Source organism: Streptomyces sp. NPDC091287 (genome assembly GCF_044768525.1).
Lineage (GTDB): Bacteria > Actinomycetota > Actinomycetes > Streptomycetales > Streptomycetaceae > Streptomyces.
In genome coordinates this window covers 159,669-182,037 of the sequence record NZ_JBIVUV010000010.1, presented here as the reverse complement: position 1 = coordinate 182,037, position 22,369 = coordinate 159,669, and the positions used below count along the sequence as shown (strand labels likewise).

At 70.2% G+C, this 22,369-nt stretch carries 19 protein-coding genes and 2 tRNA genes; 12 read left to right on the top strand and 9 right to left on the bottom strand.

The window, feature by feature from the left end; all coding sequences use genetic code 11:
* Positions 1 to 28: 28 nt before the first annotated feature.
* On the top strand, positions 29 to 700 hold the full coding sequence (locus tag ACIQRW_RS19040; RefSeq protein WP_403761432.1) for a Dps family protein: 672 nt from the start codon (positions 29 to 31) through the stop codon (positions 698 to 700).
* A gap of 29 nt (positions 701 to 729) precedes the next feature.
* Here ACIQRW_RS19040 and ACIQRW_RS19035 read toward each other — a convergent pair whose 3' ends face one another.
* From ACIQRW_RS19035 to ACIQRW_RS19020, 4 genes are all read right to left on the bottom strand, one after another.
* Entirely contained in the window at positions 730 to 1,965 is a 1,236-nt protein-coding gene (locus ACIQRW_RS19035; RefSeq protein WP_403761429.1) for an epoxide hydrolase family protein, read from the bottom strand.
* Positions 1,966 to 2,056: 91 nt separating this feature from the next.
* Positions 2,057 to 3,127 (bottom strand): glycerophosphodiester phosphodiesterase family protein, encoded by a 1,071-nt coding sequence (locus ACIQRW_RS19030; protein WP_403761426.1) that lies wholly within the window; start codon positions 3,125 to 3,127, stop codon positions 2,057 to 2,059.
* Positions 3,128 to 3,353: 226 nt separating this feature from the next.
* Positions 3,354 to 4,820 (bottom strand): amino acid permease, encoded by a 1,467-nt coding sequence (locus ACIQRW_RS19025; RefSeq protein ID WP_403761423.1) that lies wholly within the window; start codon positions 4,818 to 4,820, stop codon positions 3,354 to 3,356.
* Positions 4,821 to 4,974: 154 nt separating this feature from the next.
* Positions 4,975 to 6,441 (bottom strand): amino acid permease, encoded by a 1,467-nt coding sequence (locus ACIQRW_RS19020; RefSeq protein ID WP_403761420.1) that lies wholly within the window; start codon positions 6,439 to 6,441, stop codon positions 4,975 to 4,977.
* Positions 6,442 to 6,805: 364 nt separating this feature from the next.
* Between ACIQRW_RS19020 and ACIQRW_RS19015 the strand changes: the two genes are divergently transcribed.
* Positions 6,806 to 7,399, top strand: coding sequence for a biotin transporter BioY (locus tag ACIQRW_RS19015; RefSeq protein WP_403761417.1), 594 nt, complete (start codon positions 6,806 to 6,808; stop codon positions 7,397 to 7,399).
* 7 nt (positions 7,400 to 7,406) lie between these two features.
* Here ACIQRW_RS19015 and ACIQRW_RS19010 read toward each other — a convergent pair whose 3' ends face one another.
* Together ACIQRW_RS19010 and ACIQRW_RS19005 are read right to left on the bottom strand one after the other, a co-directional pair.
* Complete coding sequence (locus tag ACIQRW_RS19010; protein WP_403761415.1) at positions 7,407 to 8,699, bottom strand: FAD-binding oxidoreductase; 1,293 nt, start codon at positions 8,697 to 8,699, stop codon at positions 7,407 to 7,409.
* Between the two features lie 99 nt (positions 8,700 to 8,798).
* Positions 8,799 to 10,232, bottom strand: a complete 1,434-nt coding sequence (locus tag ACIQRW_RS19005) for an amino acid permease (RefSeq protein ID WP_403761412.1) — start codon at positions 10,230 to 10,232, stop codon at positions 8,799 to 8,801.
* A 225-nt stretch (positions 10,233 to 10,457) separates the two neighbouring features.
* On the opposite strand from ACIQRW_RS19005, the gene ACIQRW_RS19000 reads away from it, so the two are divergent.
* The 3 genes from ACIQRW_RS19000 to ACIQRW_RS18990 all read left to right on the top strand — a co-directional run bounded on the left by ACIQRW_RS19000 (position 10,458) and on the right by ACIQRW_RS18990 (position 13,158).
* Positions 10,458 to 10,946, top strand: coding sequence for a ribose-5-phosphate isomerase (locus ACIQRW_RS19000; protein WP_265601637.1), 489 nt, complete (start codon positions 10,458 to 10,460; stop codon positions 10,944 to 10,946).
* A gap of 109 nt (positions 10,947 to 11,055) precedes the next feature.
* Positions 11,056 to 11,880, top strand: a complete 825-nt coding sequence (locus ACIQRW_RS18995) for an Fpg/Nei family DNA glycosylase (RefSeq protein WP_403761409.1) — start codon at positions 11,056 to 11,058, stop codon at positions 11,878 to 11,880.
* A 132-nt stretch (positions 11,881 to 12,012) separates the two neighbouring features.
* A complete protein-coding gene (locus tag ACIQRW_RS18990) occupies positions 12,013 to 13,158 on the top strand; it encodes a PP2C family protein-serine/threonine phosphatase (RefSeq protein ID WP_403761407.1) in 1,146 nt (381 codons plus the stop codon).
* 156 nt (positions 13,159 to 13,314) lie between these two features.
* On the opposite strand, the gene ACIQRW_RS18985 is transcribed toward ACIQRW_RS18990, so the two are convergent.
* Positions 13,315 to 14,499 (bottom strand): cation:proton antiporter, encoded by a 1,185-nt coding sequence (locus tag ACIQRW_RS18985; protein WP_403761404.1) that lies wholly within the window; start codon positions 14,497 to 14,499, stop codon positions 13,315 to 13,317.
* 283 nt (positions 14,500 to 14,782) lie between these two features.
* Between ACIQRW_RS18985 and ACIQRW_RS18980 the strand changes: the two genes are divergently transcribed.
* The gene (locus ACIQRW_RS18980; RefSeq protein ID WP_403761401.1) at positions 14,783 to 15,283 is read left to right on the top strand and encodes an HD domain-containing protein; all 501 of its coding nucleotides are present in this window, start codon (positions 14,783 to 14,785) and stop codon (positions 15,281 to 15,283) included.
* An 87-nt stretch (positions 15,284 to 15,370) separates the two neighbouring features.
* Here the strand turns inward: ACIQRW_RS18980 and ACIQRW_RS18975 are convergent, their stop codons facing one another.
* Positions 15,371 to 16,537 (bottom strand): acyltransferase family protein, encoded by a 1,167-nt coding sequence (locus ACIQRW_RS18975; RefSeq protein WP_403761398.1) that lies wholly within the window; start codon positions 16,535 to 16,537, stop codon positions 15,371 to 15,373.
* A gap of 511 nt (positions 16,538 to 17,048) precedes the next feature.
* Between ACIQRW_RS18975 and ACIQRW_RS18970 the strand changes: the two genes are divergently transcribed.
* Positions 17,049 to 17,243, top strand: a complete 195-nt coding sequence (locus ACIQRW_RS18970; protein WP_026290750.1) for a hypothetical protein — start codon at positions 17,049 to 17,051, stop codon at positions 17,241 to 17,243.
* 100 nt (positions 17,244 to 17,343) lie between these two features.
* Here the strand turns inward: ACIQRW_RS18970 and ACIQRW_RS18965 are convergent.
* Positions 17,344 to 17,417, bottom strand: a tRNA-Gly gene (locus ACIQRW_RS18965).
* Between the two features lie 177 nt (positions 17,418 to 17,594).
* Here ACIQRW_RS18965 and ACIQRW_RS18960 point away from each other — a divergent pair.
* The 5 genes from ACIQRW_RS18960 (at position 17,595) to clpX (ending at position 22,369) form a co-directional block, all read left to right on the top strand.
* Positions 17,595 to 17,671: transfer RNA gene (locus tag ACIQRW_RS18960), tRNA-Pro, on the top strand.
* A 150-nt stretch (positions 17,672 to 17,821) separates the two neighbouring features.
* A complete protein-coding gene (tig, locus tag ACIQRW_RS18955) occupies positions 17,822 to 19,231 on the top strand; it encodes a trigger factor (RefSeq protein ID WP_403761394.1) in 1,410 nt (469 codons plus the stop codon).
* Positions 19,232 to 19,542: 311 nt separating this feature from the next.
* On the top strand, positions 19,543 to 20,148 hold the full coding sequence (locus tag ACIQRW_RS18950; RefSeq protein WP_169808568.1) for an ATP-dependent Clp protease proteolytic subunit: 606 nt from the start codon (positions 19,543 to 19,545) through the stop codon (positions 20,146 to 20,148).
* An 82-nt stretch (positions 20,149 to 20,230) separates the two neighbouring features.
* Complete coding sequence (locus tag ACIQRW_RS18945; protein ID WP_012380976.1) at positions 20,231 to 20,914, top strand: ATP-dependent Clp protease proteolytic subunit; 684 nt, start codon at positions 20,231 to 20,233, stop codon at positions 20,912 to 20,914.
* 156 nt (positions 20,915 to 21,070) lie between these two features.
* Positions 21,071 to 22,369 (top strand): ATP-dependent Clp protease ATP-binding subunit ClpX, encoded by a 1,299-nt coding sequence (gene clpX, locus ACIQRW_RS18940; protein ID WP_007448932.1) that lies wholly within the window; start codon positions 21,071 to 21,073, stop codon positions 22,367 to 22,369.

Here is a 22,369-nt window from a genome sequence, read left to right as displayed (position 1 = left end):
ACCGTCGTTCACCCCGCAGAGGAGTCCCATGTCCCCCGCACGCACCCCCCGCTACACCGTTCCCGGCCTCGGCGTCGACGAGGGCCGACAGGTCATCGACCTCCTGACGCTGCGCCTGCACGCGCTCAACGACCTCGCGCTCACGCTCAAGCACATCCACTGGAACGTCGTCGGGCCGCAGTTCATCGCCGTCCACGAGATGCTCGACCCGCAGACCGCCGCCGTGCGGGACATGGCCGACGCCGCCGCCGAGCGCATCTCCGCCCTCGGCGGCGAGCCGAACGGCACCCCGGGCGCCTTGGTCAGGGAGCGCACCTGGGACGACTACAGCGTCGGGCGCGCCGACGCCATCGCCCACCTCGGCGCCCTGGACCTCGTCTACACGGGCATCATCGAGGACCATCGCGAGGCGGTCGGGAAGGCCGGCGAGATCGACCCCGTCACCGAGGACCTGCTCATCGAGCACCTGCGCGGCCTGGAGCAGTTCCAGTGGTTCGTCCGGGCCCATCTGGAGTCCAGCTCCGGCGCCCTGTCGAACGCCGGCGCCGACACCGAGGAGGCGGCCGCCGAGGCCGCGTCCCCGAAGCGGGCCGCCGCCAAGCGCACCCCCGCCAAGAAGACGGCGCTCCCCGCCCCGGCGAAGAAGACCGCCAAGAAGGCGGTCAAGAAGACCACGGCGAGCAGGCGCACCACCCGCTGAGGAGGCCCGCGGGCCCTGGACGGGATCGTTCAGGGCCTGCGGCCGCGGAAGGTGCGGCGCAGGTCGCCCACCCACGCGTCGGGGTTCTCCCAGGGGATGAAGTGGCCCCCGTGGTCATGGGCGTTGACGTTGACATGGTTGAACCAGTCCGCCTGCGGGCCGGTCTCGAACGCCCGCACGCGCTCGTCGGCGGTGTGGACGCCGGGCGGGTTCTCGTAACGGACGAGGGTGAGGCCCACCGGGGCCTGCACGACCGGGGTGCGGTCGTGGGACGGGGCCCAGGGATAGCGGTTGGCGTTGGCGTAGTAACGCATCGACGTGGCGATGGAGTTGTTCACCCAGTAGATCGTGGCGTGGGTGAGCAGGTCGTCCTCGCTGAAGACGGACGCGAGGTCGCCGCCGTTGTCGCTCCAGGCGTTCCACCGCTCCAGCAGCCAGGCGAGCAGCCCGGCGGGGGAGTCGCTGAGCCCGTGGGCCAGGGTGGCGCCGTCGAGCATGTGCACGGCGAGGTGCGGCGCCCAGCGGCGGTCCTGCTCGATGATGCGGGCGCGGACGTCGGCGGGCTGGTCGTCGGTGAGGGGCCGGTTCCGGGCGAAGTCCCAGGCGCGGGGGCCGGTGAAGAAGTCGAGCGGCAGCCCGGAGCCGATGTGGACGCCGTACAGCTCGTCGGCGTACTTGTGGCCGAGCTGGCTGGAGACGATCCCGCCGATGTCGCAGCCCCCGGCGGCGTACTTCTCGTATCCCAGCGTCTTGGTCATCAGGGTGTGCCAGAGGTCGGACACCTTCCAGAAGTTGACGTCCGGAAAGCCGGTGAGCGGGCCGGGGAAACCGAAACCGGGCAGGGACGGCACGATGACGTCGAACGCGTCGGCCGGGTCATCGCCGTACGCCGCCGGGTCGGCGAGGGGGCCGATCACCTTCGACCAGTGCCAGAACGTCCACGGCCAGCCGTGGGTGAGGATCAGCGGGACCGGGCGGGGGCCCCGGCCGGGCTCGCGCATGAAGTGCACGGGGACCCCGTCGACGCTCACCCGGTACTGCTCGTGGGCGTTGATGGCGGCCTCGGCCGCGCGCCAGTCGTAGCCGTCCCGCCAGTGGGCGACCAGCTCACGCAGATAGCTTTCCGGAACGCCGTAGGACCAGTCCTCGTTCCCCTCGTCCAGTGGCGGTCGGGTCCGTTGGAGACGGGCGCGCAGGTCGTCGAGGACCCGGTCGGCCACGCGTATCGGGGTGGGCTCCAGGGGGAAGACGTGCGGGGCGGTCATGGCGTGGTCCCTTCCGGGCAGGAGGAAGCGCTGTCACCGGAACGTTTCCACATCCGCCCCGCCGCCGCCGGACGCTCCCCGTATCCCGGCGCTACCGCCGCAGGTCGTCCCTGGCCTGCGCCGCCAGGTCCGGGAAGTCCGTCACCACCGCGTCCACGCCCTGCCCGTAGTGGAAGGCGTACTCGGCGAACGCGTCGCCGAAGGCGGTGGGCGCACTGCCCCGCCGGTAGGTGGCCGGGAGGTACTGGTTCTCCGCCCGGAAGGTGTACGCGCCGACCTTCAGGCCCGCCGCGTGGGCGTCCGCCAGCAGGGTGCTCGGCGGGACGAGCGAGGACTTGTCCGGGCCGATCCACTCCGCGTACGAGGCGATCTCGCGGAGCCCGGCCGGGGTCATCATGTCCCGGTAGGTGACCCCGTGGCCGTACGGGCCGCCGCTCGTGCCCAGCGCCTGCCACAGCGGGAGGCCGAGGCGGGCCGCGGCCACCCGGCGGAGGCTCGCGGGCTCGAAGGACTGGACGACGCAGTCCCGGGCGGTCAGCCGGTTCCGGCGGATCACCCGGATCAGCTCCTCCTCCAGCGGCAGCCCGATCGAGCGGAAGTACGTCGGGTGCTTCGTCTCCGGGAACACCGCGATCCGCCGGCCGGACTCCCGGGACAGCCGCCGGGCCAGGTCGATCACCTCCTGGAAGGTCATCACCGAGCCCCGCCCGTCGAAGACCGTGTTGCGGTCGCGGACCAGCGGAAGCCGTTCCACCGTGCGCAGCGTCCGCAGCTCGCGCAGGTGGAAGTCCTCGGTGAACCAGCCGGTCACCGCCTTGCCGTCGACGGTCTTCGTGGTGCGGCGGTCCGCGAACTCGGGGCGGCGGGCGACGTCCGTCGTCCCGCCGATCTCGTTCTCGTGCCGCACGACCAGGACATGGTCCTTCGTCGGCACGAGGTCCGGCTCGATCCAGTCGGCCCCGGCCCGTACGGCATAGGTGTACGCGTCGGCGGTGTGCTCGGGCCGCCAGCCCGCCGCCCCGCGATGCCCGATGACCAGGGGGCCCGACGGACGGTGGGGGCGACGCCCGGCGGTGGGGGCGGCGACGGCCGGGGCGGTGGCCGCGGCGGTGACGGCGGCGGTGGCCAGGAGGATCGAACGACGCCTGGGGGCAACGGACATGGAGGCTCCTCGGGTGGGTGGAGCCACCACGGAAGCGAGGGCGGATGACGGCCCGGCGTACGGTACCCGGCCCTGCGATGTCCTGTTGGTCACGGGTGCACGCAGCGCCGGAACCACACACCGGAACGCCGGACGCCGAAACGCCGGGCTCCGCCCCGATCGTACGAGGAGGAGCCCGGCGTTCGTAGAGGTCGTGCGGGAACCGGTACCGCGCGGCGGGCGGGAGCTACTTCCGCTGCGCCGGGATCCCGGCCGTGCCGTCGCCGCCGACGCCGCTCGCGCCGTCGCCGCCCCGTCGCCGCTGACGTACGAGGCCGATGCCGATCAGCACCACGGTCAGCGCTCCCGTGGCCAGCAGCTGGTCCCGGGTGTCCGGCTGGCGCAGCATCAGCAGGAAGATGCCCACCATGGCCGCCAGGGCGACGATGGTGCCGACGGGGAAGAACCACATCCGCACGACCAGCTTCTCGGGCGCCTCCCGCTCGGTGCGGCCGCGCAGGATCAGCTGGGAGGCCGCGATGAAGATCCACACCACCAGGATCACCGCGCCGATCATGTTCAGCAGCCACGGGAAGACGTCGTCCGGCCGCCAGTAGCTGAGCAGCACGCACGCGAAGCCGAAGACCGAGGAGAACAGCACGGCGTTGCGCGGCACCCCGGAGGAGATCTTCCCGAGCACGGCCGGGCCCTGGCCCCGGGCGACCAGCGACCGGGCCATGCGGGACGCGCCGTAGATGTTGGCGTTCATCGCGGAGAGCAGGGCGATGAGGATGACCACGTTCATGATCTGCGCGGCGGACCCGATGCCGAGGTGGTCGAGCATCGCGTAGAACGGGCCGACCTCGGCGACCTTCGGGTCGTCCCAGGGGACGAGCGTGACGATGACCGCCATCGAGCCGATGTAGAACACCGCGATGCGCCACATCGCCGTACGGACCGCCTTCGCGACGCCCTGCACCGGGTTCTCGGACTCGGCCGCCGCGATGGTGACGGTCTCCAGGCCGCCGTACGCGAAGACGGAGGCGAGGAGCCCGATGATGAACCCGTCCATGCCCTTGGGGAGGAAGCCGCCGTCCCCCGTGAGGTTGGACAGGCCGGGCGCCTCCGTGTCGGGCAGCACGCCGAGGATCGCCAGCAGGCCGAGCACCAGGAACAGCGTGATCGCGATGACCTTGAGCGCGGCGAACCAGAACTCGAACTCGCCGAAGTTCTTCACGGCGGCCAGGTTCGTCCCGAGGAAGATCACCATGAACAGGGCGACCCACGCCCACTCCGGTGTCCCCGGCAGCCAGCCGCTGACGATCTGCGCGGCCCCGATGCCCTCCAGGCCCACGGCGACGCAGAGCAGGAACCAGAAGGACCAGCCCGCGGTGAACCCGGCCCACGGGCCGATCGCCCGCTCGGCGTGCACGGAGAAGGAACCGGACGCCGGATTGGCGGCCGACATCTCGCCGAGCATGCGCATCACCATCATGACGAGCAGCCCGGAGATGGCGTACGCGACGATGATCGAGGGCCCCGCGGCGGCGATCCCGGCGCCCGAGCCGACGAACAGCCCGGCGCCGATCACCCCGCCGAGGGCGATCATCGAGAGGTGACGCTGTTTGAGTCCGTGGGTGAGCGCGGAGTCCGCCGAGGGGCCGGCGGGGGCCGCGGAGTCAGCGGTGGGGGGAGACGCGGAGGTCCGAGGCATGGACGGGCTCTGTTCGGTAGCTGAGACAGGGGGCGAACCCACAGTCTGAGCATCCGCACCGCTCACAGGGAACAGGTGTCCGCTATACGGTCACCAGGCTCACACAAGGTGTACACCCGCCTACCGGTCGGTAAGACCGACCCCCCCCACCCGCCTACCCGTCGGCAGCGGCCGAACCCCCGCGCTGCTCCCGCCGCTGCCGCCCCACCGCCACCAGCAGCACCAACGCCGTCGCCCCGGCCGACCACAACACCTGCGGGCGCGCCGCCTCGTCGGTCAGCATCAGCACCAGCACCCCGAACAGCCCGGCCAGCGTCACCCAGGTCAGATACGGGAAGCACCACATCCGCAGCGAGAGCGCCTCGGGAGCCTCCTGCTCCAGCCGGGCGCGCAGCCGCAGCTGGGAGGCGGCGATCAGCGCCCACACGAACAGCAGCACCGCGCCGACCGAGTTGAGCATGTAGAGGAACACCGTGTCCGGCCACAGCAGGTTGAGCAGCACGGAGACGAAGCCGAAGGCCACCGATGCCAGCACCGCCCGGCGCGGCACACCGCCTGCCTTCTCCCGGGAGCCGGCGCCCTTCGGGGCGTTCCCGCCCGAGACCTTCAGCAGCCCCCGCGGGGCCTCCCCCCGCTCCGCCAGCGAGAAGATCATGCGGGAGGAGCCGTACAGATTGGCGTTGAGCGCCGAGAGCAGCGCCACGAACACCACGATGTTCATGATCTGCCCGGCCGACGGCACCCCGATCGCGTCCAGCACCTTCACATACGGGCTCAGGCCCGCCTGCTGCGCGGTCCACGGCAGCACGGTCACAATCACCAGCATCGAGCCGACGTAGAAGAAGAGGATGCGCACCACCGCGCTGCGCACCGCACGCCCCACCGCGCGCGCCGGGTCGTCCGTCTCGGCGGCGGCGATGGTGACGACCTCAAGACCGCCGAAGGCGAAGACCACGGTCAGCACGCCGGAGACGACCCCGCCCCAGCCGTTCGGCAGGAAGCCGCCCTGACCGGTCAGGTTGGCCATCCCGACCGGATCGGTGTCCGGGAGCCATCCGAGGACGGCCAGCAGCCCGAGCACCAGGAAGACCACGATCGCGCCGACCTTCAAGGAGGCGAACCAGAACTCGAACTCGCCGAAGTTCTTCACCGCCGTCAGATTCGCCGCGGTGAACACCACCATGAACAGCAGCACCCACGCCCACGGTTCGACACCCGGCACCCAGCCATGGGCGATCTGCGCGGCCGCCGTCGCCTCCACGGCGAGGACCACCACCAGCAGGAACCAGTACAGCCAGCCGACACTGAACCCGGCCCACCGCCCGAGCGCCCGCTCGGCGTGCACGGAGAACGAACCGGAGGCGGGCATCGCGGCGGACATCTCGCCCAGCATCCGCATCACCAGCATCGCGAGCGCCCCCGCGATCAGATACGAGACGACGATGGCGGGCCCCGCCACCGCGATCCCCGCGCCGGAGCCCACGAACAGCCCCGCCCCGATCACCCCACCGAGCCCCAGCATCGTCAGATGGCGCTGCTGGAGCCCGTGCGACAGCGGCTCGGCCGGAACGGCGGTGGACGCAGGAGTGGAAGCCGGGGTGGGGGGAGGGGCCTCGTGCATGGGGGGAGGGGTCACTCTCGGATCAGCGGGCCGTAGCCGGTCGTGCGGGTGGTTCGGGTCTTTCGGGTCTTTCGGGGGGCCGATCAGAGTGAGCTGATCGTTTATGGGGAAGCTACAGTCTCGCCGATCGCCGCCCTCCCCGCCAAAATGCGCCGAGGCACCTCTCACCTCCGTGACGAGCGTCACGCGGGAGAGCGATTGCGGTCCGGCCTTTGTGCGAATCCCACCAAGGCATCAACCGCCGCTTTGTGGGCGGCTGATGGTGATCGAGCGTTAACCCGTGGGCTAACGTCGGCGGGAGCCCGACCCCACCCTGCCCGGCGGGGGCCGTCCCGGCCCACCTGCCCTCACCCGCGGAGTCCCGATGAGCACTGCTGCCGCCCCCGTCCGTTCCGGAGCGGTCCTCGCCGACCTGCTGCCCGCAGCCAGGCACCGCTACGCCGTGGACGCGGCCCTCGTCCTCGGGGGCGCCGCCCTGACCGGCATCGCGGCCCAGATCGCCGTCCCGGTCCCCGGCTCCCCGGTCCCGGTCACCGGCCAGACCTTCGCCGCGCTCCTCATCGGCACCGCGCTGGGCGCCCGCCGCGGCTTCCTCTCCCTCGCGCTGTACGCGCTCGTCGGCATGGCCGGCATGCCGTGGTTCGCCGAGGCCTCCTCGGGCTGGTCGATGCCGTCCCTGGGCTACGTCTTCGGCATGCTCCTGGCCGCCACCGTCGTCGGCGCCCTCGCCCGGCGCGGCGGCGACCGTTCCGTGCTGCGCACCGCGGGCACCATGGTCCTCGGCTCCGCGATCATCTACGCCATCGGCGTGCCCTACCTCGCGCTGTCCACCGGGATGTCGCTGAGCGCCGCCGTCGCCGCCGGCCTGGTCCCCTTCCTGATCGGCGACGCGCTCAAGGCGGCGCTGGCCATGGGCCTTCTGCCGACCACCTGGAAGCTGCTCGGCCGCCGCGACTGACCCCTGCTCAGCCCTCGTAGGGCCCCCCGAAGAGGCCCGCCGGATCGAACTGGGAGACCAGACCGGCGAGCCTCTTCGCCGTTTCCGGCTCATGGAAACCGGCGGTACGGTCCCCGCCGCCGAAGGAGAAGTTCAGCGACCGCCCCTGAACGAGCGGCCCCAGCACCCCGGACACCTCCCCGTACAGCGAGCGCACCGCCGCCAGGTCCGTCCCGTCCAACGGCGACAGCAGTCGCAGCAGGAAGCCCGCGTCCCGGTGGGGCACCGCGTTCGCCGCCTCCGGCCGCCCGGCCAACGCCCCGCCGAGGTGGTTGAGCTGCACCACCGTCATCATCGGGGCCCCGGGCCCGGTCAGCTCCAGCACCCGGGCCGCCGGCCCCGCGTCCAGGTCCCGCAGCATCAGCCCCTCCCCGTAGTACGCGTGCGGGAACGGCGGGTCGCTGTGGATGGAGGGGCTCTCGGCGTACGGCATCTCGCGCAGCGAGTCCGCGAGCACCGGACCGATCCCCCGCAGCGGTGCCACCAGCCGCTCGCCCTCGGCAGGGTCCCCCGTGAAGGCGACCCGCACGGAGACGACGTACCGCCCGCGCAACTCCTCGGGCAGCTGCGGCAGGTCCGGGTAGACGAGCGCGGCCAGCGACGAAGTGAGGGACCGCGGCACGGTCCGGGTCCACTCCGTATAGCGGCCCGCCACCTCGGCCGCCCGCTCCCCGGCAAAGGCGATCGAGCCCCCGTACAGCCGCTCCACCGCCACCAGGCCGATCTCCAGGGCGGTCACCACCCCCAGCCGGTGCCCGCCGCCGCGCAGCCCCCAGTAGAGCTCCGGCTCGCGCTCCGGCGTGACCCGGCGCAGGGCCCCGTCGGCGGTCACCACCTCCAGCGCCCGCACATGATCGGCGGCGTACCCGAACTCCCGGGCCAGGATGCCCAGCCCGCCGCCCAGCGTGTACGAGACCGCGCCCACGGAGGGCGACGAGCCGTTGAGCGGGGCCAGCCCGTGCGGGATCGCCGCCGCGGTCACCGCGCCCCAGGTCGCGCCCGCGCCGATCCGGGCGGTGCGGCGGACCGGGTCGACGGCGACGGAGTCCAGGGCGCGGGTGACGACGAGGACGCCGCCCTCGACCGCTCCGGACAGCCCGTGGCCGGTGGCGTGCGCGGCGACGGGGAGTCCGCGCGCGGCGGCGTACGCCACGGCCTCCCGTACGTCCTCGGGGGTGGCGGCCCCGACCAGCCGGCCGGGCCGGATCGGGAAGCCGGTCTGGAAGGTGGCGGGTGCGGATCTGGTGGGCTGGGACGACATGGGGGGAGGCTCTCCTTCGCTCGCGTTTCGGCGGTGCGAGGAAGAGCCTCCCCCCATTACCTGACAACCTCTGTCAGGTATCGAGCGGACGGGTGCGGATCACTTGGCTACGGCCTTGCGGCCGCGCACCTCCCGGAACAGCGAGATGCCCACCACCAGGGCCGCTACCAGCAACGACAGCACGACCTGCTCGCGGGCGGTGTCGTCGGTCAGCATGTAGACCAGGACGAAGGAGATCATCGCGATCGTCGCCCAGGTGAGGTACGGGAAGAGCCACATCCGTACGACCAGCTTGCCGGGGGTCTCGCGCAGGATGATCCCGCGCATCCGCAGCTGGGTGAAGCAGATGACCAGCCACACGAAGAGCGCGACCGCGCCGGAGGAGTTCAGCAGGAACTGGAACACCGTGTCGGGCCACTGGTAGTTGAAGAACACCGCCACGAAGCCGAAGACGACCGAGGACAGGATCGCCGCCTGCGGCACACCGCGCTTGTTGACCTTGGCGAAGGCCTTCGGAGCGTCGCCCCGCTCGCCGAGCGAGAACGCCATCCGGGAGGCGGTGTAGAGGCCGGAGTTGAGGCAGGACAGCACGGCCGTCAGCACGATGAAGTCCATGACCTGCCCGGCGTGCGGGATCCCGATCACGTCGAGGGCGGCGACATAGCTGCCCTTCTCGACGATCGACGGGTCGTTCCACGGCAGCAGCGTCAGCACCACGAAGATCGAGCCGAGGTAGAAGACGGCGATACGCCAGATCACGCTGTTGGTGGCCTTGGAGACGGCCCGCTGCGGGTCCGACGACTCGCCGGCGGCCAGCGTCACGATCTCACTGCCCATGAACGAGAAGACGACCATCAGCACACCGGTCAGGATCGCGCCGGGCCCCTCGGGGAAGAACCCGCCGCTGTCCGTCAGATGCGCCAGACCCGATCCCGCGTTGTCCGACCCGGGCAGGAAGCCGAAGACCGCGAGGAAGCCGATGACCACGAACGCGCCGATCGCCACGACCTTGATCCCGGCGAACCAGAACTCGAACTCGCCGTAACTGCCCACCGAGACCAGGTTGGTGGCGGTCAGCACGACCATCACGATCAGCGCCCAGGCCCACTGCGGGACCCCCGGGATCCAGCTCTCCAGGATCTTCGCGCCCGCCGTGGCCTCGACGGCGAGCACCACGACCCAGAAGAACCAGTAGAGCCAGCCGATGGAGAAACCGGCCCAACGGCCGAGCGCCTGGTCGGCGTAGGCGGAGAAGGAACCGGAGCTCGGCCGGGCGGCGGCCATCTCGCCGAGCATCCGCATCACGAGGACGACCATCAGGCCGACCATCGCGTACGACAGCAGAATCGCCGGACCCGCGGCCGCGATGCCCGCGCTGGAACCCACGAAGAGCCCGGCGCCGATCACACCGCCGATCGCGATCATCGAGAGGTGGCGGTTCTTCAGACCTGCCTGAAGCCCGCCCGACGAGTCCGGCCGGTCCGGCTCACCGGGCTCCTGGCCCGGCTTCGCCAGCGTCGTCTGCGACGTCATGGGGGGAATCCTTACGTTCGGTGCGTGAGGGAACGCCCTGCTCCGCCGTGGGGTGGTGCGAAGACAAGGCCACGCATTCAAGCCCGGAAAGACACGGAAGCGGAACCCCCTCTTTCGGATCGTTTGCCCGATCGTTGCCCGAGTGGTGTTGACCACATCGAACGCGGCGGGAGGCCCCGACCCCGCTGACGGCTACCCCGCGAAGTTCGTGCCACACTTCGCACCATGCGCGTGTACCTCGGATCCGACCATGCCGGCTACGAACTCAAGAACCACCTCGTCGAGTGGCTCGGCGCCCACGGCCACGAGGCCGTCGACTGCGGCCCCCACATCTACGACGCCCAGGACGACTACCCGCCGTTCTGCCTGCGCGCCGCCGAGAAGACGGCCGCCGACCCGGACAGCCTCGGCATCGTGATCGGCGGCTCCGGCAACGGCGAGCAGATCGCCGCCAACAAGGTCAAGGGCGTCCGCGCCGCACTGGCCTGGAGCGAGCAGACCGCCGCCCTCGGCCGCGAGCACAACGACGCCAACGTCGTCGCCATCGGCGGCCGGATGCACACGGTCGAGGAGTCCACGAAGTTCGTCGAGATCTTCCTCACCACGCCGTACTCGAACGAGGAGCGCCACACGCGCCGCATCGAGATGCTCGCGGCGTACGAGAACACCGGCGAGCTCCCCCCGATCCCCGCCCACCACCCGCAGCAGGGCTGATCCGCCCCCCTCTTTCTCCCGTGCCGCCGGGTCCCGGACCCGGCGGCACGGCCATGCCGCCGCCCGGCACAGCCGTACCGCCGCCCGCCCTTCCAGCAGGAGCCCCGCCGTGCCCGAGGGACATACCATCCGCCGCCTCGCCGACGACCACGCCGAACGGTTCGCGGGCGCGCCGGTACGGGTGAGCAGCCCGCAGGGCAAGTTCTCCGACAGCGCGGCACTGCTCGACGGGCGGACCCTCACCGCCACCGACGCCCACGGCAAGCACCTCTTCCTCGGCTTCGGCGACGCCGGCTGGGTCCACATCCATCTCGGCCTCTTCGGCAAGCTCGGCTTCGGCGCCGCCCCGCCCCCGCCGCCCACCGACACGGTCCGCCTCCGGCTGGTCAACGCCGTCCACCACGCGGATCTGCGCGGCCCCACCACCTGCGCCCTGATCACCGAGCCCGAGAAGCGCGCGATACACGAACGCCTGGGCCCGGACCCGCTGCGCGGCGACGAGGACGGCGAGCGCGCCTGGCAGCGGATCTCCCGCAGCCGGACCACCGTCGCCGCCCTCCTGATGGACCAGAAGGTCATCGCGGGCGTCGGCAACGTCTACCGCGCCGAGGTCCTCTTCCGCCACGGCATCGACCCGTATCGCACGGGCAGGGACCTGACCCGCGCCGAGTGGGACACGATCTGGGCGGACCTGGGGGAGCTGATGCGCGAAGGCGTGCGGAACAACCGGATCGACACCGTCCGCCCCGAACACCTCCCCGAGGCCATGGGCCGCCCGCCCCGCAAGGACGACCACGGCGGCGAGGTCTACGTCTACCGCCGCGCGAACCTCCCCTGCCACATCTGCCGTACGGAGATCCGCACCGCGGACCTGGTCTCCCGCAACCTCTTCTGGTGCCCCCGGTGCCAGCCCCCGGGGCCCTCCGGCGACTGACGTCCCGGCCCCGCACATCCGTGTCATATGCCACGCGAAGTCGGCTCCCGTCGCGCGGACGACCCCATTTCGAGCGCATTGTCACCGGGGTCCCCCTGCACCGGAGCCGTTCGGGTCGATAAGGTCCCGGCAGTGGCCCGTAGCGGAGGAGTAGACGACTTCGGGGCCCGGTGGCGCAGAAACCTGCACCGGGCCCGCATCGGCCTGCGCAAATCCGGGGTCGACTACTTCCGCGGCGACGGCTCCGACTGGATCGCCCTGGCCGGTCTGCTGCTGACGATCCCGGCCATCACCCTCGCCACCGTCGCGAGCCCGGTCTGGATCGACCCGGCCGCCCTCGCGCTGCCCATCGTGGCGGGCGGCCTCCTGCTGCGCCCCGCCAGCCTGCTGGGCCTCTACGCGACGGCCGCCGGCGCACTGATCGTCGAGGCGCTCACCCTCGGCCCGTACCTGGACGGCCCCGCCCGGGTCACTCCCGGCACGGTGCTCGTCGTTGCCGCCTGCGGATTCTTCGGGCTGATCCTGGCCCAGTTCCGGGCCCGGGTCGGCGTGCCCTGGCGGCGCGGCGGCACGATGCTCTTCGACCTGCGCGAACGCATCCGGGTCCAGAGCTCCCTGCCCCGGCTGCCCCAGGGCTGGCACCGCGAGATGGCCCTGCGCCCGGCCGGCGGCCAGTCGTTCTCCGGGGACTTCGTCGTCGCGGCCCGCACCCACGGGGGCCGCACCCTGGAGGCCGTCCTCACCGACGTCTCCGGCAAGGGCATGGACGCGGGCTCCCGGGCCCTGCTGCTGTCCGGCGCCTTCGGCGGGCTGCTCGGCTCGCTGCCCCCGCACGCCTTCCTGCTCGCCGCCAACGGCTATCTGCTGCGCCAGGACTGGGACGAGGGCTTCGCCACCTCGATCCATCTGGTGCTGGACCTGGAATCGGGCGACTACGAGATCTTCTCCGCGGGTCATCCGCCCGCCCTCCAACTGCACGCGGGCACGGGCCAGTGGGAGGAGAAGTCCGGGGAAGGCCCTCTGCTCGGCGTCTACGACGGGGCCGAGTTCGACGCGGTGAAGGGATCGCTCGCGCCGGGCGACGTCCTGATGCTGTTCACCGACGGTCTGGTGGAGGCCTCCGACCGGGACATGTCCGAGGGCATCGACCGGCTGACGGGCGAGGCCGACCGCTATGTCTCCACCGGCTTCGAGGGAGCGGCCTGGCATCTGATCGAGGCCTGCGCCAAGGACGTCAACGACGACCGGGCCCTGCTGCTGCTCTCCCGCCGGGCCTGAGAGGCCTTCGGCCGGGACACCGGGCACCGGGCGCGGGGCGCGGGGCGCGGGGCAGCGAACGGCGGAGAGACACCCGTCACCGGACGGCGAACGGCGGAGAGGCGCCCGTCACCCGGAGACCGGGTATCGGGGCGCCTCTCCGCCGTCAGGTGCTGCTCAGACCGACACCGGTACCTGTTTCTGGTCCTGGTCGTCGTCCTTCTTGCGGCCGCCCGGCAGGATGCGGGTCAGCCAGTGGGAGCGTCCGGCGGCCAGCGGCGCGAGGACGGCGAGCAGGAGGACGTAGCCGGCGATGAACGGCGAGAGCCGCTCGTCCAGTCCGGCGGCCGCCGCCATCGTGGCCAGGATGAGCGCGAACTCACCGCGGGCGACCAGGGTGGTGGCGATGTTGGACGTGGCCTGCGCGCCGAAGGAGTACACCTTCGCCGCCGCGAGCCCGGCCGCGATGTTCATGGCGAGCGTCAGCACCACGGCGGCCAGCACCGGCCACAGCACGCTCGGGAGGTCGCCCGGGTCGATGGAGAGGCCGAAGGCGAAGAAGAAGATCGCGCCGAACGCGTCGCGGAGCGGGTGGACCAGCTTCAGGATGCGGTCGGCGGACGAGGTGGAGCCGAGCATCAGGCCGACCATGAACGCACCGATCGCGTCGGCGACGCCGAACATCTCGGAGACACCGGCGACGAAGACGGCCACGCCCAGGAAGGAGATGACGAGCAGCTCGTCGTCCTTGGTGTTCATGAGCTTGCCGATGAGCTTCGTGCCGAACCGGGCCGCCAGGGCGAGCAGCAGCAGGAAGCCGAAGGCCTTGCCGCCGTCGATCAGCGCGGCCGAGAGGCTGTCCGCACCGGACAGGATCGGCTGGAGCGCGGCGAGGTACAGGGCGAGGAAGATGTCCTCGACGACGATGATGCCGAGGATCGGCCGGGTCTCCGGATTCCCGATGCGCCCGAGGTCCACCAGGATCTTGGTGACGATCGCGGACGAGGAGATGCCGAGGACACCGGCGAGGACCAGCGCCTCCGCCGTGCCCCAGCCCAGCGCGAAACCGAAGGCGAGACCGGCGCCGACGTTCAGCAGGAGGTACGTCCCGCCGGCGATGGCCATCTTCCGGCCGCCCGTCTTGAGGTCGTCCATGTGGAACTCGAGCCCCAGGTAGAAGAGCAGGAGGACGAGTCCCAGCGCGGAGAGCATCTCCAGGTCGTGCGGGTTCTTCAGAAGCGTGTAGCCGGGGGTGTGCGGGCCCAGGAGGATCCCGGCCAGGATGAACAAGGGAATCGTCGGCAGCCCGATGCGGCCGCCGAGGCGGGCGAGGACGGCAGCGGCCAGGAAGGCGCCGCCCATGGCGAGGAGGGTGTCTGCGTGTCCGATGAGCCTGATCCTTCGGGGTCGGTCAAGAGCTGGTCAAGAGGGCATTAAGAATCCATCAGTAATTAGTTTACCGAACGATTGACCCTGCAACTATGGGTCCATCAGATTGTCAGCTTTTGTCGTTTTGCTTCGGCTATGGGGATCGTCGGGATGCGGCATCAACACCCGGACGGACGAGGCGAGTTCGGCTGCGGCCCCGGAAACGGCCTGGATGCGGCCCGGGCCCTGATGCCGTACGCGGCCGTAGGGTCGGCCCATGACTGGACACGATCTGAGCGTCGCCGAGGTGGAGGCCATCGCCCGCGAGGCCCATGCGCGGCAGACCGACAAGGCGGGCCGTCCGTACGCGGAACACCTGGCGGCGGTGGCCGAAGGCGTGCGGCTGCGCGGCGGCGGCGATGGGCAGATCGCGGCGGCCTGGCTGCACGACGCGATCGAGGACGCCGCGCTCTCGGCTCAGTGGCTGGCCGCCGCCGCCCTGCCGCAGGAGGTGAAGGACATGGTCCTCGCGGTGACCAAGCGGCCGGGCGAGGAGCTGTCCTCGTACGCCGCGCGGATCCTGGCCACTCCGGGCGCGCTGCTCATCAAGGAGGCGGACCTCGCCCACAACGCGGATCCCGAGCGCCTCGCGGTCCTGGACGCGGCGACGCGTACCCGACTGACGGCGAAGTATGCGCAGGTACGCGAGCTGTTGGGGCTGGCCGGCGACGAATCACCCTCGGACCGAAAGAATCCGGCCAACCCGGAGACGCACTGATCCACCCGCGGCCGGGCCGGCGGGTGGATCAGGGAGAACGGCGAGGGGGCGGCGGCCGTTCCGTGAGCGGCCGGTCCGTCAGGGGGCTCAGCGCCCCGCGGGGTCCTTCCGGAACGCCCACTTCATGTCCGGCTCGGTGGCCCACTTCAGGGCGCGTCCCACCCAAGGGGTGCACATGAGCGTCACGGCCACCGCCGCGGTGAGCGAGACGACGACCAGCCCGACCGGGTCGGAGAGCCAGGTGTAGCGGTCGAACAGGCCCGCGTACTCGGCCCCCTTGACCAGGAAGCCGTGCAGCAGGTAGCCGCAGATCGTTCCGGCGCCGAGCGCCGTGAACCACCGGGCCCTGCCGGGCACCCAGGCCAGGAAGCCGACCGTAAGCGCCAGGGCGCAGCCGAACATCGCGAGCGTCATCACCGCGCCGGACCACCACGGCGCGTCCATCTCCTGCGCGCTGTTGGCGCGGTAGAACCAGCCGAGCTCCATGCGCGGGGCGATCCAGTACGCGAAGAGCAGCGCACCGGCGAACAGCGGCAGCGACAGCAGCCGCACCTCGCGCCGCCTGACCAGCTGGAAGTGCTCGGGCTTCATCAGCAGGCCGAGCACGAAGAACGGCAGGAACTGCAGCACCCGCTGGAGGTCGAGGTCGTCGCCGATCTCGGGGGAGACGGAGGCGAGCACGGCGATGGCGAGCGCCACCGGCAGCGGATGGCGCAGCGTGCGCCAGATCGGCGTGGTCACCCGCCAGACGAACAGGGCGATCAGGAACCAGGTCAGGAAGAACGGGTCGATCAGACTGATCGCCATGTCGGGCGAATCGTCCGCGTACCGCTTGAAGAGCGAATAGGCCGTCTCGAACAGCACGTACGGCACCGCGACCGAGGTGATCAGCCGCTTCACCTTGGACGGCGTCATGTCGAACGAGCGGGAGAAATAGCCGGAGATGAGGATGAAGGCCGGCATATGGAACGTGTACACGATCATGTACAGCGCCCGGGTGGCGCGGCTGCCGTCCATCACGGGTTCCCAGGCGTGCGCCACCGCGACGAGAACGATGGCCAGATACTTCACATTGTCGAAGTAGGGATCGCGTTTCCTCGCCGCCGCGGGCGCCGGAGCGGCGGCACCCCGAGCGCTGGGCCCCGGGGCCGGGCGGGGAGCGGTGGCGGTGAGCGTCTGCTCGTGTCTGGGCTCCGACTCCCGGGTCGCCGGGGGGAGCGGAGCCCTCTGAAATACGCTCGGAGCTTGGAACATCTAAGGCACCTTAGACCGGTCGATTGCCTCGCGTAAAACTGTGGGGAGATATCGCGTGTTCCCCTCTATTCGAATGTGAAACCGTCGAGCACCGCCCGCTATGGCACCATTGATCCCGCTTAAATGGGGCATATCGGCCGAGTGTCGGTGGAAGTGAATTACGTCGCATCCACGCGGTCAATTGGCTGTGAATGAAGTGTGTGGATGCGGAAACGATCGCCGTGGTGGATATTCGGCCGCGGGGATTTCACAGTCGGCGCACAGGGAGCGCGAGGGCCCCGCGGCTCCCGCGCGCTTCCCGCCCGGTTCCCCGGCACGGCGCGGGGCGGGCGCCGTGCCGCGCCTGTCACGGGGGTGGCGTCGGCCCGTGAAGGATGGCGGGATCCCGTCAGTCCGTTCCGTCACCCGGCAGCAACCACGGGGGAGTTGGTGGCACGATGGGGGCGACGGGGCGCGCGGTGGTGCACGCTTCCGGGCCGGCAAGGCGGACCGACCGAGGGTGTGATCAGACGTGGCTATTTCACTGTCTATGGTGCTGCTGTTCGCGGTCATCCTGGTGGTAATGATCCGTGGTGGCTCCATCAAGGCCGGTCCCGCGATCGTCGCCGTGCTCTTCGGCTTCTTCCTGGCATCGACCGGCATGGCGCCGTCGATCAACAGGTTCATGAACTCGATAGCCGACACCATCAACCAGATCAGCTTCTGAGGCCGGGATCGGCTGCCGGGCCCCGGACCGGGCTGCCGAAGCACCGCAACGCGCGAGGCCCGGGCCGGAGGATCATCCTCCGGCCCGGGCCTCGGCTGCGTGGAGCGGGCGACGGGAATCGAACCCGCGTAGCTAGTTTGGAAGACTAGGGCTCTACCATTGAGCTACGCCCGCAAGCGCCGCACCGCAGATCCGTGGACCGCGGCACGAAGAGCATCGTAGCGGGTCGGCGGCGGTGCCCGCACATCCGTTGTGCCGGCCACCGGACCGGACCCGGACCGGGCCCCTGACGTCGCTCCGTAAAGCGGCGGAACCACGGCTCCGGGGCATGTACCCTACGTGTCGCACCGACGGGGTGTGGCGCAGCTTGGTAGCGCGTCCGCTTTGGGAGCGGAAGGTCGTCGGTTCGAATCCGGCCACCCCGACCACCAGCAAGATCGCATTGTGGGAGTCATCCCCCTTGCCGTTACTATGCAAAATGCGTGCCCGTGTGTCTGATGTACCGGGCTCGGTCCGCGAAGCCGCCAATCGGCGGCCCAGCAGAACCCCAAGAAGTCAGCCACCAAGGAGACCGAACCGTGAAGAGCGCCGTGGAGACCCTGAACCCGACCCGGGTTCGGCTCAGCATTGAGGTGCCCTTCGAGGAGCTCAAGGACAGCCTCGACGCGGCGTACAAGAAGATCAACCAGCAGGTCACGGTGAAGGGCTTCCGCAAGGGCAAGATCCCCGCCCGGGTCATCGACCAGCGGTTCGGCCGCGGTGCGGTGCTGGAGGAGGCCGTCAACGACGCCCTCCCGAAGTTCTACACCGAGGCGGTCAACGAGGGTGAGCTGAACGTCCTCGGCCAGCCCGAGGTCGACATCACCGAGCTGAAGGACGGCGAGCTGCTGGCCTTCACCGCCGAGGTTGACGTACGCCCCGAGATCGAGATCCCGGACTACTCCGGCATCGAGGTCACCGTCGACGCCCTTGAGGTCACCGACGAAGAGGTCGAGAAGGCCGTGGAGCAGCTCCGCGAGCGCTTCGCCGCCACCAACCCGGTCGAGCGCGCCGCCGCCGACGGCGACGTCGTCACGATCGACCTGGAGGCCAAGGTCGACGGCGAGGTCCTGGAGGACGGCGTGGCCGACGGTGTCTCGTACACCATCGGTTCCGGCGAGCTCCTCGACGGCATCGACGAGGCCGTGACCGGCCTGGAGGCCGGTGGCGAGGCCACCTTCACCTCCGAGCTGAAGGGCGGCTCCGCCGAGGGCAAGGCCGCGGAGGTCACCGTCAAGGTCACCGCCGTCGCCGCCCGTGAGCTTCCCGAGCTGGACGACGACTTCGCCCAGATGGCCAGCGAGTTCGACACGCTGGAGGAGCTGAAGGCCGACAGCCGCAAGCGCCTGGAGACCACCAAGCAGTACGACCAGGCCACCCAGGCCCAGGAGCGCGTCCTGGAGGAGCTGCTGAAGCTCGCCGAGGTCCCGATCCCGGAGAAGCTGCTCGCGGACGAGGTCCAGACCCGCAAGCACAACCTGGAGCACCACCAGCTCGGTCAGATGGGCCTCGACCTCGAGAAGTACCTCGAGATCCAGGGCAAGACCCTGGAGGAGTTCGAGAACGAGACCTCCGAGCAGGCCATCAAGGGCATCAAGACCCAGTTCATCCTTGACGAGCTCGTCAACAAGGAGAAGCTGAACGTCAACCAGGAGGAGCTCACCGAGCACCTCATGCGGCGCGCTGCCTCCTCCGGCATGAGCCCCGACCAGTTCGCCCAGGCCGTCGTCGAGGGTGGCCAGGTGCCGATGCTCGTCGGCGAGGTCGCCCGCGGCAAGGCGCTCGCCGTCGTCGTCGAGGCCGCCAAGGTCGTCGACACCAACGGTGAGGTCGTCGACCTCGAAGACGACGAGGACACCGCAGAGGCCGCCGAGGCCACCGCCGAGACCACGGAGGCGCCGGCCGAGGCCGCCACCGAGGACAAGGCCGAGGAGAAGAACGAGGCCTGAGCCTCGTCCCGATCCCCAGGGCGGCCTTCGCGCCGACCGGCACGACGGGCCCCGGACGCTCCACGCGTCCGGGGCCCGTCGCCGTATCCCGGCGTGGGGCGTCGTATCGCTGTGCGAGCCCCGGAACCCTTGTGCCCACTGCGGACCTTGCGCTCCCAGCGAACAGTTGCGGAAGCGGGATGGCGTTGTCCCACCTGCGCGTTAGGGTCCATGAAGAGGAAGGGTGGGGCAGTGACTTCACCCGCCCGGTACGAAGACGCTGAGACGGCCGGAGCCGTCAGAGACGAGCAGGTGGATACGTGACGAATCTGATGCCCTACGCCGCCGGAGAGCCGTCCCTCGGTGGAGGCCTCGGTGACCAGGTCTACAGCCGACTGCTCGGCGAGCGCATCATCTTCCTCGGTCAGCAGGTCGACGATGACATCGCCAACAAGATCACCGCACAGCTTCTCCTCCTTGCCGCAGAGCCCGACAAGGACATCTACCTCTACATCAACAGCCCCGGTGGTTCGGTGACGGCCGGCATGGCGGTCTACGACACCATGCAGTACATCCCGAACGACGTCGTCACCATCGGCATGGGCATGGCCGCCTCCATGGGCCAGTTCCTGCTCACCGGCGGCGCCGCGGGCAAGCGCTTCGCGCTCCCGAACACCGACATCCTCATGCACCAGGGTTCGGCCGGCATCGGCGGAACGGCCTCGGACATCAAGATCCAGGCCCAGTACCTGCTCCGCACCAAGACGCGGATGGCGGAGATCACCGCCCGCCACTCCGGCCAGACCGTCGAGACGATCATCCGCGACGGCGACCGCGACCGCTGGTACACGGCGGAGGAGGCCAAGGACTACGGCCTCATCGACGAGATCATCACGGTCGCGTCGGGCATCCCGGGCGGCGGCGGCACCGGTGCCTGATCCGGTTCCCACCGGACCGGCCGCACCACCTCCCGCACGCCTCTCGCACGCCGAGACCTCCAGCCCACAGAACGCCACCAGGATGGTGAAGACCCACATGAACAACTACACCGGCGCCTCTGCGAGCGGCCTCTACACCGGCCCGCAGGTGGACAACCGCTACGTCGTCCCGCGCTTCGTGGAGCGCACCTCGCAGGGCGTGCGCGAGTACGACCCGTACGCGAAGCTCTTCGAGGAGCGCGTGATCTTCCTGGGCGTCCAGATCGACGACGCCTCCGCCAACGACGTCATGGCGCAGCTGCTGTGCCTGGAGTCGATGGACCCCGACCGCGACATCTCGATCTACATCAACAGCCCCGGCGGCTCGTTCACCGCGCTCACCGCGATCTACGACACGATGCAGTTCGTGAAGCCGGACATCCAGACGGTCTGCATGGGCCAGGCGGCCTCCGCCGCCGCGGTCCTGCTCGCCGCGGGCACCCCGGGCAAGCGCATGGCGCTCCCGCACGCCCGGGTGCTCATCCACCAGCCGTCCTCGCAGACGGGCCGCGAGCAGCTCTCCGACCTGGAGATCGCGGCCAACGAGATCCTCCGGATGCGCACGCAGCTGGAGCAGATGCTGGCCCGGCACTCGACCACCCCGCTGGAGAAGATCAGCGAGGACATCGAGCGCGACAAGATCCTCACGGCCGAGGACGCCCTGGCGTACGGTCTGGTCGACCAGATCGTTTCCACCCGCAAGACCACCGCGGGCGCATCGCTCTGACGTCGGTCTTTCCCCTTGGCACATTCCGTTTGCACGGCCACGGCCGTGTGAACCGTGCCAAGGGGGGCCCGAACGGGGGCCCAGGCAAGGTACCGTCGGATAGAGGCACCAGGAGTCGCTGAACCAGGCGTCTCCCAGGCGAAGGGGAAGCACCTCGTGGCACGCATCGGTGATGGCGGCGACCTGCTCAAGTGCTCGTTCTGCGGAAAGAGCCAGAAGCAGGTGAAGAAGCTCATCGCGGGACCCGGTGTGTACATCTGCGACGAGTGCATCGATCTCTGCAACGAGATCATCGAGGAGGAGCTCGCGGAGACGAGCGAGGTTCGTTGGGAAGAGCTTCCCAAGCCTCGCGAGATCTACGAGTTCCTGGAGGGGTACGTCGTCGGGCAGGAGCCCGCGAAGAAGGCCCTCTCGGTCGCGGTGTACAACCACTACAAGCGGGTCCAGGCCGGGGAGAACGGCGGCGGCGCCAATCGCGAGGACGCGATCGAGCTCGCCAAGTCGAACATCCTCCTGCTGGGCCCCACGGGTTCCGGTAAGACGCTGCTCGCGCAGACGCTGGCCCGCATGCTCAACGTCCCGTTCGCCATCGCGGACGCGACGGCGCTGACGGAGGCCGGCTATGTCGGCGAGGACGTCGAGAACATCCTGCTCAAGCTGATCCAGGCGGCCGACTACGACGTCAAGAAGGCCGAGACCGGGATCATCTACATCGACGAGATCGACAAGGTCGCCCGCAAGAGCGAGAACCCGTCGATCACCCGCGATGTCTCCGGCGAGGGCGTGCAGCAGGCCCTGCTGAAGATCCTGGAGGGCACCACCGCCTCCGTACCGCCGCAGGGCGGACGCAAGCACCCGCACCAGGAGTTCATCCAGATCGACACGACGAACGTGCTGTTCATCGTGGGCGGCGCGTTCTCCGGTCTGGAGAAGATCATCGAGTCCCGGGCCGGCGCCAAGGGCATCGGCTTCGGCGCCACGATCCGCTCCAAGCTGGAGATCCAGGCGAGCGACCAGTTCCAGGAGGTCATGCCGGAGGACCTGGTGAAGTTCGGGATGATCCCCGAGTTCATCGGCCGTCTCCCCGTGCTGACCTCGGTCCACAACCTGGACCGCGAGGCCCTGCTCCAGATCCTCATCGAGCCGCGCAACGCCCTGGTCAAGCAGTACCAGCGGCTGTTCGAACTCGACGGTGTGGAGCTGGACTTCGAGCGCGAGGCGCTGGAGGCCATCGCCGACCAGGCGATCCTGCGCCAGACCGGCGCACGCGGTCTGCGCGCGATCATGGAGGAAGTCCTCCAGTCCGTGATGTACGAGGTCCCGTCCCGCAAGGACGTCGCCCGCGTCGTCATCACTCCGGACGTCGTCCGCAACAACGTCAACCCGACGCTGGTCCCGCGCGAGCCGCGCACCATCGGCAAGAACGACGGCGGCCGGCACGAGAAGTCGGCCTAG